At 35.2% G+C, this 15,573-nt stretch carries 11 protein-coding genes; 5 read left to right on the forward strand and 6 right to left on the reverse strand.

Annotated features, from left to right (window positions below; translation table 11 throughout):
- The first annotated feature begins 111 nt into the window (after positions 1 to 111).
- The 4 genes from RBU59_RS25270 to thpR all read left to right on the forward strand — a co-directional run bounded on the left by RBU59_RS25270 (position 112) and on the right by thpR (position 5,281).
- Positions 112 to 1,182, forward strand: coding sequence for a branched-chain amino acid aminotransferase (locus tag RBU59_RS25270; RefSeq protein WP_308145243.1), 1,071 nt, complete (start codon positions 112 to 114; stop codon positions 1,180 to 1,182).
- Between the two features lie 363 nt (positions 1,183 to 1,545).
- A complete protein-coding gene (locus tag RBU59_RS25275) occupies positions 1,546 to 3,408 on the forward strand; it encodes an APC family permease (RefSeq protein WP_308145244.1) in 1,863 nt (620 codons plus the stop codon).
- Positions 3,409 to 3,864: 456 nt separating this feature from the next.
- Positions 3,865 to 4,554: an MgtC/SapB family protein gene (locus RBU59_RS25280; protein WP_308145245.1), complete on the forward strand. Its 690-nt coding sequence runs from the start codon at positions 3,865 to 3,867 to the stop codon at positions 4,552 to 4,554.
- 166 nt (positions 4,555 to 4,720) lie between these two features.
- On the forward strand, positions 4,721 to 5,281 hold the full coding sequence (gene thpR / locus RBU59_RS25285) for an RNA 2',3'-cyclic phosphodiesterase (RefSeq protein WP_308145246.1): 561 nt from the start codon (positions 4,721 to 4,723) through the stop codon (positions 5,279 to 5,281).
- A 188-nt stretch (positions 5,282 to 5,469) separates the two neighbouring features.
- Here the strand turns inward: thpR and RBU59_RS25290 are convergent, their stop codons facing one another.
- The 4 genes from RBU59_RS25290 to vanR all read right to left on the reverse strand — a co-directional run bounded on the left by RBU59_RS25290 (position 5,470) and on the right by vanR (position 9,527).
- Positions 5,470 to 6,714, reverse strand: coding sequence for an ABC transporter permease (locus RBU59_RS25290; protein WP_308145247.1), 1,245 nt, complete (start codon positions 6,712 to 6,714; stop codon positions 5,470 to 5,472).
- 3 nt (positions 6,715 to 6,717) lie between these two features.
- A complete protein-coding gene (locus tag RBU59_RS25295; RefSeq protein ID WP_308145248.1) occupies positions 6,718 to 7,605 on the reverse strand; it encodes an ABC transporter ATP-binding protein in 888 nt (295 codons plus the stop codon).
- A gap of 134 nt (positions 7,606 to 7,739) precedes the next feature.
- Positions 7,740 to 8,789 carry a sensor histidine kinase gene (locus RBU59_RS25300; protein ID WP_308145249.1) on the reverse strand — a complete coding sequence of 350 codons (1,050 nt, stop codon included), beginning with the start codon at positions 8,787 to 8,789 and terminating at the stop codon, positions 7,740 to 7,742.
- Positions 8,790 to 8,831: 42 nt separating this feature from the next.
- On the reverse strand, positions 8,832 to 9,527 hold the full coding sequence (vanR, locus tag RBU59_RS25305) for a VanR-ABDEGLN family response regulator transcription factor (RefSeq protein ID WP_308145250.1): 696 nt from the start codon (positions 9,525 to 9,527) through the stop codon (positions 8,832 to 8,834).
- 534 nt (positions 9,528 to 10,061) lie between these two features.
- On the opposite strand from vanR, the gene RBU59_RS25310 reads away from it, so the two are divergent.
- Positions 10,062 to 12,212 (forward strand): methyl-accepting chemotaxis protein, encoded by a 2,151-nt coding sequence (locus RBU59_RS25310; RefSeq protein ID WP_308145251.1) that lies wholly within the window; start codon positions 10,062 to 10,064, stop codon positions 12,210 to 12,212.
- Between the two features lie 186 nt (positions 12,213 to 12,398).
- Here the strand turns inward: RBU59_RS25310 and RBU59_RS25315 are convergent, their stop codons facing one another.
- Complete coding sequence (locus RBU59_RS25315; RefSeq protein WP_308145252.1) at positions 12,399 to 12,950, reverse strand: DUF3877 family protein; 552 nt, start codon at positions 12,948 to 12,950, stop codon at positions 12,399 to 12,401.
- A gap of 117 nt (positions 12,951 to 13,067) precedes the next feature.
- Entirely contained in the window at positions 13,068 to 15,566 is a 2,499-nt protein-coding gene (locus tag RBU59_RS25320; protein WP_308145253.1) for a GH39 family glycosyl hydrolase, read from the reverse strand.
- Between the last annotated feature and the right edge of the window lie 7 nt (positions 15,567 to 15,573).

Consider the following 15,573-nt stretch of genomic DNA (forward strand, 5'->3'; position numbering starts at 1 on the left):
TTAGTAAGGCTAATATAGTAGTTATATTTATAATTATTTAAATTGTCTTGAATAACCTGTAAGAATTCGAGCCGGTTTGCACCAAAAATTTATGAAAGAAGGATAAGTATCATGTTAGATATCAGAATTGAAAAAACAACAACCCCCAAGGAACTTCCAAAAGCGGACAATCCCTTAAAGTTTGGAACCATATTTACAGATCATATGTTTGTTATGAACTATGAAACAGGTAAGGGGTGGCATGATGCAAGAATAGTGCCCTATGAACCAATCAGCTTAGAACCTTCCGCTATGGTATTTCATTACGGACAGGAGATGTTCGAGGGATTAAAAGCCTATAAAGCAGAAGATGGCAGAGTATTATTATTCCGTCCTGACAAGAACATAGAAAGAGCGAATAAAACAAATCGAAGAATCTGTATACCGGAGATTCCGGATGAGGATTTTCTGCAGGCTTTAAAAGCCATAGTTAAGATGGATAAAGCCTGGATTCCTACCAAACCCGGAACTTCTTTATATATCAGACCGTTTATTATAGCTACAGATCCGTTTTTAGGAGTGAGGCCGGCTGATACTTATCTGTTTATCATTATTTTATCTCCGGTTGGAGCTTATTATCCGGAAGGTTTAAATCCGGTTAAGATCTGGATCGAAGATGAATATGTACGTGCCGTTAAAGGTGGTATCGGAGAAGCCAAAACAGGCGGTAATTATGTAGCTTCTTTAAAATCACAGGTGAAAGCTCATGATGAGGGGTATTCCCAGGTATTATGGCTGGATGGCGTAGAAAGAAAATACATTGAGGAAGTCGGAGCAATGAACATTTTCTTTAAAATAAACGGAACAATCGTAACTCCAAAATTAAACGGAAGTATCTTACCAGGTGTAACCAGAGATTCCGTAATTAATTTATGTAAAGCATGGGGATTACCGGTTGAAGAAAGAAGAATCTCCATTGATGAGATTTATGAGGCTCATAAAAATGGAACGTTAGAAGAAGTATTTGGTACCGGAACAGCAGCAGTAATTTCTCCGGTTGGACAATTAAGGTGGGAAGATCATATTATGAAAGTAAAAGACGGCGGTATCGGTGAATACAGCCAAAAATTTTATGATACCATTACCGGAATTCAATTGGGTAGACTGGAAGATAAATCCAATTGGACAATAGAAGTAAAATAATCGTTTTAATATTGGCAAGGGCTGTTCCTTTAAGGAACAGCTCTTTTTTTGTTCCATAGACTAAGTTCGCTGAACTCCTCTAAGATATAAAAAGTCATCTGAGCAGGATGCACAAAACATGCACAGGTAAAATGTCACTAAAGTGACAGCGTATCATAACCTGAGTATGACATGCCAATATATAATAGAAAGATTTGTGTTCACTGCAGCATATTAAATAAAGTGTTGAAAAAATGTATAATATCACTACCATAATATAATCACTTATTGTGCAAAGCTTATATTGACGCTTGAATGTGAAATGAGTAGAATTAGTTGGAATTCGATATAAATACAGCACATAATTTTAAGGAGAAAATAGAAATGAACATAAAAGATATTTTACTGGGAAAGCCATTGAAGAATAATGAAATAAGTCATGAAAAGCTTTCAAGATTATGGGGATTACCAATTATGGCAAGTGATGCCGTATCCTCAGTTGCATATGCTATTGAAGAAATTCTATTAATTTTGATACCGTCAATGGGCCTTTTGGCTTTTCACACCTTGCCTTATATTATTTTGCCGATTTTACTGTTATTAATAATCCTGGTATTGTCCTATTCGCAAATAATTGATCATTATCCAAATGGAGGCGGAGCTTATGCAGTAGCGAAAGAGAATATTGGAAAAACTGCATCCCTATTATCAGCAGCCGCACTGACAATTGATTATATTATGACTGTCGCGGTTAGTATTTCATCATCAACAGCCGCATTAGTGTCCGCTTTTCCGTTATTGCATAATTATAAAGTAATTATTTCTTTAATTTGCGTTACTTTAATTACTTTAATCAATTTACGCGGAGTAAGAGAAGCCTCTAAGGTTTTTGGATTACCGACCTATATATTTATTATCTCTATGGTAATATTGATTATTTGCGGGTTATTCCGTTTAATTACAGGTACTTTAAATCCGATTGACTATTCATCACCCATTCTTCCAAAAGAGACGATGCAGGGAGTTGGTATACTTATTTTACTGAAAGCATTCTCATCCGGATGTTCAGCAATGTCCGGTGTAGAAGCAGTCAGTAATGCGGTACCCAGTTTCGCAAAGCCCTCTACAAGAAATGCGAAACATATTTTATTTATGTTAGGCTGTATCATAGTATTTATTTTTGGTGGTACCAGTATCATTGCAATTCATCTTCAGGTTGCCCCAATAGACGGACATACCGTATTGTCCCAGATTTCATCTGCTGTATTTGGTCATACTTTTATGTATTATGTCATTCAGGTTTTTACCTCCCTGATCTTAATACTTGCAGCTAATACAGCATATAACGGATTACCGCAGCTGTTATATATTCTTGCCCATGACGGTTATGTACCAAGGCAATTTTCTTCAAGGGGTACGAAACTTAGTTTCTCAAACGGTATTTTGTTTATTTTTATTGCAGCGTCTCTGTTGATTATAGGCTTTAAAAGTGAAACTCATAGGCTGATACCCTTATATTCAGTTGGTGTCTTTATATCTTTTACCATCGCACAATATGGAATGTATAAAAAATGGTTAACAATTAAGGAGAGAAACTGGCAGTATAAAAGCTGGATTAACGGTTTTGGAGCGTTGGTTACCTTAGTCGTTTCTGTTATAGTATTTTCTACTAAATTTATAGATGGGGCCTGGATATTGGCAATAGCAATTCCAAGTATTATGACAGGTATGTATTTTATTCATAAACATTATACTGCTATTGGAGAACAGCTTCGTCTGGAAAAATTTAATCCATATTACAATAAGGATGCAGCGACATCCACACAATGCATTTTACTGGTGCATGATATAAATAAACCATTTTTAAAAGCTATTAATTATGCAAATTCTATTTCAAATAATATAACAGCCCTGCATGTCTGCCGACACCCGGAACATGCAAGCCAACTGAGAAAACAATGGGAAGATCTAGAAATACCGATTGAATTAAAAATTATCGAGACGCCTTATCGTGATATTATAAAACCCATGGATGACTATTTGTGGCAAAGAGAACGGGAATTAAACCATGGAGAGAATATTTCTGTTATAATTATCAAATTTATTACCGCCCACTGGTATGACAATTTTCTTCATAACCAGACGACTTACTTTTTCAGTCAGCATTTAAGTAAACACAAAAATATATCAACAATTATTATGCCCTTCCATTATATGCTTGATGATAAACATTTCTGTAAAAAATAAAATATTACTTTAAAATATAACAGGCTGCTGCAAAATAATAAAACAACTGACTTACTTCTAAAAATGTAGAATTTATATCCTCCGTAAGTTATTGGTTTAATATTTTAGCGGCAGCCCTTTTAAATCCGTCTATGTCTTAAATTCTGAATCGTCAGCATTAGTTCCATATCAAAATTTTTATATAATGAATTCTTGCCTTTACTTTCTCTTTTTAATAAATTAAAATGTATATCATTATTGGTAGTATTTAGTTATACTTAGAAATGTTATAATGTTAAATGTATTTAAGGAGCACCCAGCATAAACGCAACTAATTATTTGATAAAGATACTTAATTCATAAGAATAATCAACATATAATAAAGAATATATAAATTATCTTGTAAGCTTTAATAGGTTTCATAAATAAATGAAAGCTTTTATAACATATAAAATAACAGTGAGAAGGGAAAGGATTATGGGAGAATTAGAAATTAGTTTAATGGATGTAAATACACTATCGATTATCGTGCGTTTAAGCCTGGCTGCCATTTGTGGAGGTCTTATCGGTTACGACAGAGGTAGAAAAAGGCGGCCGGCAGGATTTCGTACACATATTTTAGTCTGTATTGGTTCAGCATTAGTAATGATAACCAATCAATATATAATAGAAGTATTGAAATACGATACTGATCCCACCAGATTGGGAGCCCAGGTTATCAGCGGTATTGGTTTTTTAGGGGCAGGTACTATATTAATTACGGGAAAACAACAGGTTAAGGGACTCACCACAGCAGCCGGCTTATGGGCATCCGCATGTATGGGGCTTGCAATTGGAATTGGTTTTTATGAGGGTGCATTGATTGGCTGTATTTTCATCTTAGGAAGTATGACACTGCTTCATAGGTTTGATGCTTTTGTAATGTCTAAAACAAAACTTCTGGAATTATATGTGGAATTGGTTTCAGTAAAAAGTATCAGTAAATTTTTTGATTTTGTACGGAATAATAATATGGAGATTACAAATGTGGAGATAATTAAAACAAGATCAGCAGAAGAAATGGTTGGACTGTTTGTTACAATCAAGCAAAAAGAAAAACATGATCATATGAAAGTCCTAACGTTGTTCGGAACGCTGGATGATGTTGTAATTGTGGAAGAGATATAATAAATTATTAAGGCGCAAATTAAAGAATGCAAATTTTCGTTTCATAGCTAAAGTTGCCCTTGGGCAAGATTCGGCTCTGAAATTCTATGAATTGCATGACATATAGTTATAATATGTGAGTTTCACAATTACCTGGAATTATTTAATAAAAAGGAGGTTTGACGGGATGAAAGAGTTATTAAGGCTTTTTATAGCGATTAATTTTTCGGAGGATATAAAGTCAAATTTATTTCACTTAACGGAGGTTCTTAAAAAAAATTCTTCCGGAGGACATTTTACTGCCAGAGAGAATTTTCATCTGACCCTTGCTTTTATCGGAGAAACAAAAGATAGAGAGCAGGTAATACAGGCAATTGATAATGCGGTGGATAAAGGAAGAATCAGTGAGTTTTTGCTGAAATTTGGTGGTTTTGGCAGATTTAAAGGCAGGGATGGAGATATCTTTTGGGTGGGAGTTGAAAAGAATCCGATATTAACGGAGCTAAATAATGAACTTGTCAGAGCACTTAAGACATTTGAATTTAAAGTTGATGATAAAGAATTCAAACCCCACCTTACCCTGGGAAGAGGGATAAAACTGAAAAACGGATATATTGCCAAAGATTTTGAACAGATTATTCCTCTTATGTCTATGGAAGTAAAGGAAATCAAGTTAATGAAATCAGAACGGATGAATGGCAGATTAGTGTACACTGAGATATACAATAAAAGTTTGTTAGTAATATAATGTGATTCGAGCATCAAAAGCAATTTTTATATTATGGTTTCGTCAATTTGCACAATTAATGTTTTGATTGCGTGACGCAGAATATAGTTCATTCGTAACACGCTCTCGATTGTATGAAGTACGTAGTGGTACATAAGGCCCTAAAATACAGGACCTAAGTACCAACGACTTCATACAGTTACTCATTTTTAAGCAACCTGATGTTTACAATAAGTGTGTATCGCAAGGAAAAGAAACAAAGGGATCTCGATCAATGTTGCCGTTATTATGACGTAAGGAGACCAAATGCTTAATTTACCGATATACAGAAAATTAAAGCCTGTCAGCTGGTAAAGCAAGCTGTTCTGCATACCGATTCCCGCGGATGGTAAAATGAAACTAAGCCAACCGGCACCAGACGAATACGTAAAGATTGGGAGCAGACACATAAATACTGCTATAAGGATAACGGAAACTGAATCCTTGCATTTGGCTGATAGAAACAAAGTAAAACTGATGGTTGCCAGTAAGGAAAGAAGTCCTCCGGCTGCCAGGATAATCTGAAGCTGTCCTAAATTAATGGCGGGCAGGCTGATTACGGAAAATAACATTTGCATCGATGTTTTCATACATTCCGGTCCGAATGCAAGGTTTGAGATTATCAAGTGCAGCGAGATGCAAAAAATGAAAGCAGTTGAAAAAACAGTTAATGCGGCAAGTATCTTCACCATTGCCAATCGGGAAGTTCCATTTTTGGTACAACGTAAGATACTGTCCGAACCTGTTTGATATTCATTGGAAAACGTAGGAGTGACAGCCGTTGTACAAAGAATTACAAGTATAAATATATAAAGCACGATGTAATCAAAAGCATCTCTCGAATAACCGGTATAAAGTTGAAATGGTGTTTTTACCGCACTGTATTTATGCAGGGTTTGTTTCTGTGCTGTCGGGTGCTCTTTCTGTTCCATCTCCATGATACTTTTAAGGTGCTGTGATGTTTGCTCATAAAAGCTGTCTAATTTATCTGGAGATAGATTCATTAAACTTGTTGCCTGACCGGTTTTAGGGTCAGAGAATGCTTCAGGTAATTTTCCTAAAAGCGATTCAACCGGAAATACCTTTTTCATATAAAGGTCAACCGGGAAGTCACCGCTATCAATGCTTTCCTCACCATACTGTGAAACTGCGCTTTGATAGATGGATAAAGCACTTTTAAGCTTTTTGGGGGTAACTTCTCCGTTATTGGCGGAGCGAAGCGATTTTTTATAAGCTATCGCCTTCAGTCCGTTGAGTTCAGACACTTTATGTCCGTCTTTGTCATATTGATTGATATCCTCATACATAACAGGAAGCCAAGCCATTACCACAGACATAAAAAGAGCAATAAGCAATAAAATAATAGAACGACGTGATTTTAGCACGCGTTTTAATTCAAGGCCATAAAGTCGCATAAATTATTTTCCCTCCTCATTAAGTCCCTCTTGTGGGAACAACCATAAATATAAATCCTCCAAACGAGGCGGTGCCATTATAGAATCTCTGGTTTTCGCTTCATCTGCCAAATAACGGATTGATACCTTATTGTTACATTCATTGCGCTGGTTAATAATACGAAGCTGCATTTCATATAAAGGCATCTTATCGGCAGGTACCAGACAGGTCCAGACTTTACCGGCAACTTGTTTTACTAATTCATCTGTTGTCCCTACATTAAGAATTTTCCCGTTTTTCATAATAGCATTTTTAGTTGCTATATACTCGATGTCAGATACTATATGAGTTGAAATCAGTACAATACGATCATGGGAAAATTCTGAAATAAAGTTTCGGAAACGAACCCGTTCACCAGGATCAAGACCGGCTGTCGGTTCATCCATAATTAGAATTCCGGGGTCATTTAACATTGCCTGAGCGATTCCCACCCGTCGTTTCATACCACCGGATAACTTGATAATCTTTTTGTTTCTCACATCAGCCAGGGTAAGTGTATCCAGCAGGCTGTCAATCTTTTTTCTCGTTTCTCTTACCGGTACGTCTTTTAATGCGGCCACGTACTCCAAATAATCCCATACAGTAAAATCCTGAAAGAATCCAAAATCCTGCGGTAAAAAACCAAACAGATTCCTATAAGCTGCTTTCATAGTATGGATGTCTTTACCGTCATAAAGGATTTTTCCGCCAGTTGGATTCAAGATATCAGCAATCATCCGCATTAGTGTTGTTTTACCGGCTCCGTTGGCTCCGAGCAGTCCCCATACGCCGGGGGTAAGGTTTAAACTGACATCAGCAACTGCGGTTTTGTCCTTGAATCTTTTACAAAGGTTAATAATTGTAAGTTCCATATCGTTCTCCTTTTATTAATATTACAACGACAAACGTCCTTGTTCTGTTTTATTGTACAGAACAAGGACGTTTTAGATTTTAATATTAACAGGATAAATGCTTAAGGAAATCCTAAGATGGAATTAATGTTTTCCTAAGGCGTAACCGGAAGGAATACATGAAATGTAACCGTTTCATTTTCGCTATGGACAGAGATTTCACCGCCGTGCAAACGAACGATTTCGTCAGCTATAGATAAACCAAGTCCTGCACCGCCGGTGTCAGATTTACGGGCTTCATCCAAACGATTAAATTTTTGAAAGATTACAGATAACTGATCGGGGGGAATAGTTTGTCCCAGGTTCTTAAATGTAATAATAATTTGATTCTGTTCCTTTTTTGCTGAAATCAAAATTTTAGTATCAGGGTAACTATATGCAGCGGCATTTTTTAGAATGTTGTTAAATACTCTGGCCAGTTTTTCAGAATCTGCATAAACTGTCAAAGACTCATCTGCCTTAAGTACAGCGGTATTACCTTTAGCGGATAAAACCGGATAAAATTCGTCAATGAGCTGCACAAGCATATAGTATAAATCAACATTTTCTTTGGTGAGTTTGATTTGCTGTGTATTGTAACGTGTAATCTCAAAAAATTCATTAATAAGCTTTTCCAGCCGCATAGCATTTTTTAAAGCAGTCCCTACATATTTTGCTTTCTGTTCCACTGGCATATCCGATGCTTCATCAAGTAAGCTTAAATATCCGATTACAGAGGTGAGTGGAGTACGAATATCATGTGCCAGGTACATGACCAATTCATTCTTTTTGTTTTCTGCCTCTTTAACGGCTTGCTGGCTGAGCAGAACCGCCATTTTAATTTGGTTCATTTGCTTTTCTACGTCTTTAAGCGGTTCTGATAATTCGATGATGCTGTCATTTGATTGATATACCGTTGTCGTTGCGTTGATGACTTCCTGCAGATATTCCCATGGCTTTTTCCAGTAATGATAGAAGATATAACAAAATCCGATAATTAAGTAAAGAATATAGATGATATCAATCCTGAGATGCAGCCATGGAAAAAATGAAATGTTGTTAAATACGTAATCGTATAACATTGCCAGAATATAGCCAACCAACGTGTAGAGACTTAAGGTAATATAGAACTTTACGCGTAATTTTTTTTCTATGTTGTTATTCAATGTTATCACCCTCCATTCAATATGCTGCATACCAATGCGGAACTAAATTTTATAACCCACTCCCCATATTGTTTTAATATATTTTGGTTCCTCTGCAGTATCACCCATTTTTTCACGCAAATGCCGAATGTGAACAGTAATGGTATTATTACTTTTACTGTAATACTCGTCCTGCCATATTTCATGGAACAGTTTCTCGGAACTTACAACGGTTCCTTTGTTTTGAAGTAAAATACGGAGAATGGAAAATTCTGTTGGTGTAAGCAATACAGCAACACCTTTTAGCATACATTCATATGTATTTGTGTTTATCTCCAAACCGTCAAAACTTAGAACCGGGTTTATATCCGGTTCTTCCTTTATAGAATTATATTTTTTGTACCGGCGCAACTGGGCTTTCACTCTTGCTACCAATTCGAGGGGGCGGAATGGTTTTGTGACATAATCGTCAGCACCTAAAGTTAAGCCTGTAATTTTGTCCGTCTCCTCATCTTTTGCAGTCAACATAATTACGGGAAAAGTATATGACTCACGGATTTTTCGACAAAGGTCAAATCCATTTATTTCAGGCATCATAATATCCAGAATAGCAAGGTCAAGTTCCGTACTTTCTATGCAGGCAAGAGCTTCTCTGGCGGAATAATATTTAAATATGGTAAAGTTTTCATTTTGAAAATAGACTTCGATCAAGTCTGCAATATCATGTTCATCATCTACGACAAGAATTCTATCATTCATGACCTGTTTCCTCCTTTCAGGCTATCTTAAATCTTTAAATATTATATCAAATAAGTTATATTTATGTATTATTTTTAGCATGAGAATTTCCTAAGAATTTCCTAAGATTAGAATCTGTTTTTTGCAGAACTTATCATATCTTTCTTTCAGTGTATACATTGAAGCGAATAAAATCAAGCAAATATATACTAGAAAATGATTCACTTAGACGCCCTTTTTTATTTAATTAGTTAATTGATGTATACAATAATGTCGAAATAGCAACATTATAATTGATAAATGTCGGAATAATATAAATATCCCCTTAATTTATAAAAGAATAAGTAAATTTCGCAGTAAAATACTTGTAAATCCTAAATGAATAGTGTAATATATGTGAAGGGTCGAAGGGGATATCCGTACTTTAGGGTATCACCAGGGACTCTTTTTATTTCATGGGAGGGTTCTCCGAACTTCCCACGGAATAAAAAGCTCTTCCGCTCACGATTTTTTGTAAAAATTAAAAATACACAGTACAAAGGAGATTGCTGCCGTATGAAAAAAAATAATGTTAAGAAAAAGTTAATAAGCATAAGAAAAGAAAAGGGCGGAAAGATACATGGACATAATTTTGGCATTCGCCAGAAACTGATATTTGGTTTTCTGATACCCGTGTTATTTATTGTTGTTTTAGGATTTGTTTCATATACAAAAGCATCCAAAGGATTAATATCCAATTATGAACAGGCCACGAAAAATTCAATTAATATGGCCACGGAATATATGAATTTTGGATTAAGTTCTGTTAACTCCATTGCATTACAGTATGCTGAAGATAAGGATATTAGTTACTTTGCCCAGGGAGTAACCAACAATACGGATTCAATGAGAGATATCTTTGTAAAATCCACAGACAGAGAACTTATGAAAAAGGTTGATTTAGAACAACTGATTGAAAATATACATATCATCACTCCCTCGGGTATACCGGTATTAACCAGCAGTAATAAGATCCTGGACGGTTTTTATAAGGAATTAACGGAAGCAGAGGAGGGGAAACTTTTAAGCGATTCTAAACTTGAGTTTTATTGGAGAGGAAATCATCCGCTGATCGATTCGAAATTTGGTTTAGATACGGCTAAATATGCTTTTTCACTTTATCGTCTTTCTCAGTCCAAAGATTCAGGGGTTATTATTGATGTAAGCCGGGAAGAGATAACAAAGTTTTTAAAAAAACTGGAGCTTGGTAAAGGCAGCATAGTAGGATTGGTTACACCGGATGGTTCAGAGATTTTAACGGAGGATATGGGCGGTTCAGAGAAGAACGATGGAATAGAAGGGACTGCAGCAGCTGAGATCTCCGATAAAAATAAAGACTTTCAATTCAATTCACAAAATTATTATAAGGAAAGTATGAAATCGGAAGCTTTGACTGGATCGAAGTATATTAAATATAAATCGGAAGATTATTTATACTTATACAGTAAAATAGGTGACACAGGAGTGACAATCTGCGGTCTGGTACCGAAAGCAAGCTTTATGCAGCAGGCTAACGACATAAAAAATATAACCGTTATAGTGGTGCTATTAGCTTGCCTGATTGCAGCAGGGATCGGGATGTATCTATCTTTCGGGATAGGAAGAAGCTTAAATAGTATCAATAAAAACTTAAAGCAGATTTCAGAAGGGGATCTGACAGTTCAGGTATCATCAAAACACAAGGATGAGTTTACTGTGCTGGCCGGAAATATTACGGAAATGCTAAACAATATGAGGCGCTTAATACAGAAAGTTACTCACGTCAGCGGACTGGTTTCGGATTCGGCACAAAATGTAATGCAGTCATCGGAGAACATAGCAGCAGCCAGCGGTAATATTTCATTAGCAATTAATGAAATCGGCAACGGCATATCAGCCCAGGCGCAGGATTCCCAGAGCTGCTTAATGCGGATGGATGAATTATCAGGAAAAATTACGGATGTAAATGATAATCTGGGAGAGATTGAAAAAGTTACGGATAATACGAAATATATGATAAACCAGGGAATTACTACCATGGAGGAATTATCCAGGCAGTCGGAAGCGACCAATAATATAACAAAATATGTGGTAGACAATATCACAGCGCTGGAGGCTAAATCCTATTCGATTGACAGAATTATCAAGGTCATTAATGAAATAGCAGACCAGACGAATCTCTTAGCTTTAAATGCATCTATAGAAGCGGCAAGGGCAGGGGAGACAGGAAGAGGATTTTCTGTAGTAGCGGATGAAATCAGAAAACTGGCTGAGCAGTCTGTACAGGCCGCAAATGAGATAAGAGAAGTGATTGAAGAAATTACAAAGCAGACTTCGGAAACTGTTATTACTGCAAGGGAAGCTGAAAATATAGTTGAGAAACAGAATCATATCGTAGATAATACCATCCAGTCTTTCCACAATATGAACTCTGGAGTTGAAAAATTGATTTCAAGCCTTACTGTTATCAGCCAGAATATGAAAAATATGGATAGTGCCAGGACAGGGACCTTAAATGCGGTTGAAAGCATATCAGCAATTGCAGAAGAGACCCTGGCAACTTCCGATATGGTAGAGGATACTGTAAATACCCAAAACACATCCGTAAAAGCTCTGGAAGATGCATCAAAAGTACTGGGCGAAAATGCAAAAGAACTCAATGAAGCAATTAATCTATTCCGAGTATAATGGGCAGTATAATATTTTGTCGTCCATAGAAAAAAATAAAAGGGCCGTTTCAAAATTCATAATTAATATTACTCCAAAAACCAGGGGTTAAGTTAATTTATGATTTTTGATACAGCCTATTTTACGGTTTAAGTAAAACACGTTATTCGGGTCTGATTAACTACTGCTATAATTATAGAGATATTGCTATTCATTCATAATTTTATTATAACTAAAATCCAGCAAACGATGATAATACCCGCCCATTTCATCAAAGGTGAAACAGTACTTGAATCTGTCAAAACGATTGTTTTTAAAATACAGAACATATTGAAATTCGTCATTATCGATTTCTTCACAAACGTAATCCCCGGAGTAACGTTTAAAAATAGCAAGAATATCTTCTAAATGAAAAGAATGTGTATTAACAGTTTGAATTAACTCCTGTAAAAAGGGATTATTTTCATGTTTATAAATATACTCTATACCATCTTTTGATACGGTAAATTTAAAGCGGTTACGTTCTAAGGAAATCTCTATATCAAATAGATGCTTTTTAGCATAAGCTTTAAATTCCTGCAGATAACCAAGGCATAGTTCATTTGATTCAAAAGCAGTTTGAAGCAGATGGTTTAGAAGGTCCAGATCGTAATAAATGCTAAAACTTTCATTATTCTGGTAACCTAATTTTAATAACCCCTCATAAATTGTACTATTAATATTTTCTTCCAGATTAAAAAAACCAGTTTTATTTGACATATTGGTACTCCTGTATAAAGTTATTTAAAAGTTAATTTATTGGTAAGTTAGAATCATAGCAGCTGACAGCCAAACTTATTGTATTATAGAATAATTTATATGTCAACGGTTCAGGGTCTACCAGAGCTGCTTCTTAATAGTTACCAATCTTATTTCATGAGGTTTTAAATCTGCATAATAATTTAAGAGGTTATTACTTATCTGGATATTCATTTTATTTATTTTCGGCATGGAACGACCTTTTAAAGTATTTATCTCTTCTTCCGAGGTAAGGGGAAGTGCGCCCATTCGCACCCATTCATCAAAAGCACTGCCATAATCGCGGTTCACAATCTGCTCTGTAAGGATATAATCACCATTTTCAATCTGGGTCAGGACTAAATCGGCTTCCATTGAATTAGCGTCAACAATGGCATTATACCGTTCTAAAAATGTTACATTAAATAAAACACCCTGGGCATATAGCGGTGATATATGGGAGTAATTATAGAGAATTATTGCATAGTCTCCTTTCTGGTTTGTTGTAATGAAATAGCCATTACCTTTATCAATCAAAGTATCTAATAATTTATTTAAAAAAGTAAATGCATAATAAGCCGGTTTCTTAATACCACTTAAGGTAAACAGACCTAATTCACCATGGAATTCTTCGTTGGATAAAGGCAATTCTTCAAGTGTATCAGATATACACCAATTACAGAAGCTATCCATGGAATCGTAATTCTCTAAAATATTTTTAATTATATAGGAGGAACGGTAACAGGTATCATTTAGCCAATCTCTGTGTGATGAAGTGGAAGCCCATTCTGTTATATAAGTCGGAAGTTTTGGATACCCCGTCATTTTTTTCTTGTAACAATCAATGGTATGTGCCATATAATCCGGGTCATCCGATAATATAATTTTATCATTTTCGCTGTCGCGGTAAGACTCTCCCAAGGTAGCAAGATCTTTTGTGGTTGATGTCTTAACGGGATAACAATGGATATTATAAAAATCAGGGTAACAATTATTCGCTTTACAATAATCCAGAAAATCATAAAATTCTGAACTGGCAAAATTAATGGAACCATAGGAGGGAGTACCGAAAAGAAGGTGGGGATCGCATTCTTTTACACAATTTCTGGTTATCCGGTATAATTCATATGCGATTTCATTTGTTTCAAATGCAAATACATAGGTCTTAAAAGGTACATTCCAAAAAGAGAAAAGCCAGGTCCGTACTTCTGATAAACCGTATCGTTTAATAAAATGTTTGGTTAATTCGGTTATATAATAAACCCATTTATTATAGTTATTTGGCTCACTTAATATTACAGGGTTGTAAAAAATGGTGGATTCGGGATTTTTTGCAAGAAGTTTAGGCATAAAAGAGAGCTGAATCAAGGGTTTAAAGCCGATTGAAAGCAAAAAATCAAGAACTTCATCCACATAAGTAAAGGTAAGATAGGGATTGCCACTTTTATCTTCATTATATAACATCATGGAATCATCCAAAATACCATGAAATTTAATATATTGGAAACCAATTTCTTTCTGCAGGGTTATCAGTTCGTATTGCACTTTTTGCATAAGCATATCTTTGGCCCTGCCCACACCTGTAAAGGTTTTAAAGGTATGTAACAGACTACATTTCAGATTTGACACATTTACATTAATTATATTATAAAAAGAAGAATCTGTTTTTTCTTTTTTAAAGGTATTTCCGCTTTCCAGATATTCTCCCAGTTTATTTAGAAAATCATGTTGTTCGATTAACAGGTAGTCACTGATCTTTTGTGCTTTCACCACATTGATATCAGTTTCCTTTCTGTGTTCTTTCTGGTATTGTTTCGGTAAGATTCCGTACTCTTTTTTAAAACAGCTCACAAAATACCGGCTGTTGGCAAATCCGTTATTAGCCGCTATCTGTTCAATAGTAAGATTTGTATTTAATAAATCGTTCACTGCATGATTCATTCTAATTCCAGTTAAAAAATTAAAAAAGCTGACACCCATATTTTTTTCAAAAAAGTGTGACAGATAGGATGCTGACAGATATTCTCGTTCGGCAACCGTATTTAAAGTGATATTTTCTGTATAGTTGTCATTTAAATATTCTATAATTCCTTTTAATCTCTTTAAATTTTTGGATTTATTACCGGTAAGTTTAGTGTCATTGCATTTAAAGTTTTTTACCAGTTCGTGAAGCAGTTGATAAGAATGTGAGATACATAATAAATCATCACAATCGGTATTGTTATAGTTTAAATAGATTAACTTTGCGATGGATCTTTTCAATTCCAAAAATCTTGATTTGTTATGAAAAATAGAAGAATTTACTTCAAAAAAAGTAGAGTCGTTTATCCATTGCTTAAAATAGCTGTGTTTAATCTGCAATACAGCAACAACATTATCATTACAATGAATTTCATGTAATTGATTGCTGTTAATCAATAAGATATCATCTTCAATTAGATGAAAGGTTTCCGATTCCAGTATAACTGTTATGTCACCGCTTAGAACCAGATAAATTTCAATACTTCCATGCCAATGCCTGGTAGTATTTTCCATTCTTTGGATACTGACTCTGATTGGAACATCTTTCGAATATTCAATGATTTCATGTTTGTACATTATTTAG

The organism is Anaerocolumna sp. MB42-C2 (assembly GCF_030913705.1).
In the GTDB taxonomy this organism is placed as follows: Bacteria; Bacillota; Clostridia; order Lachnospirales; family Lachnospiraceae; genus Anaerocolumna.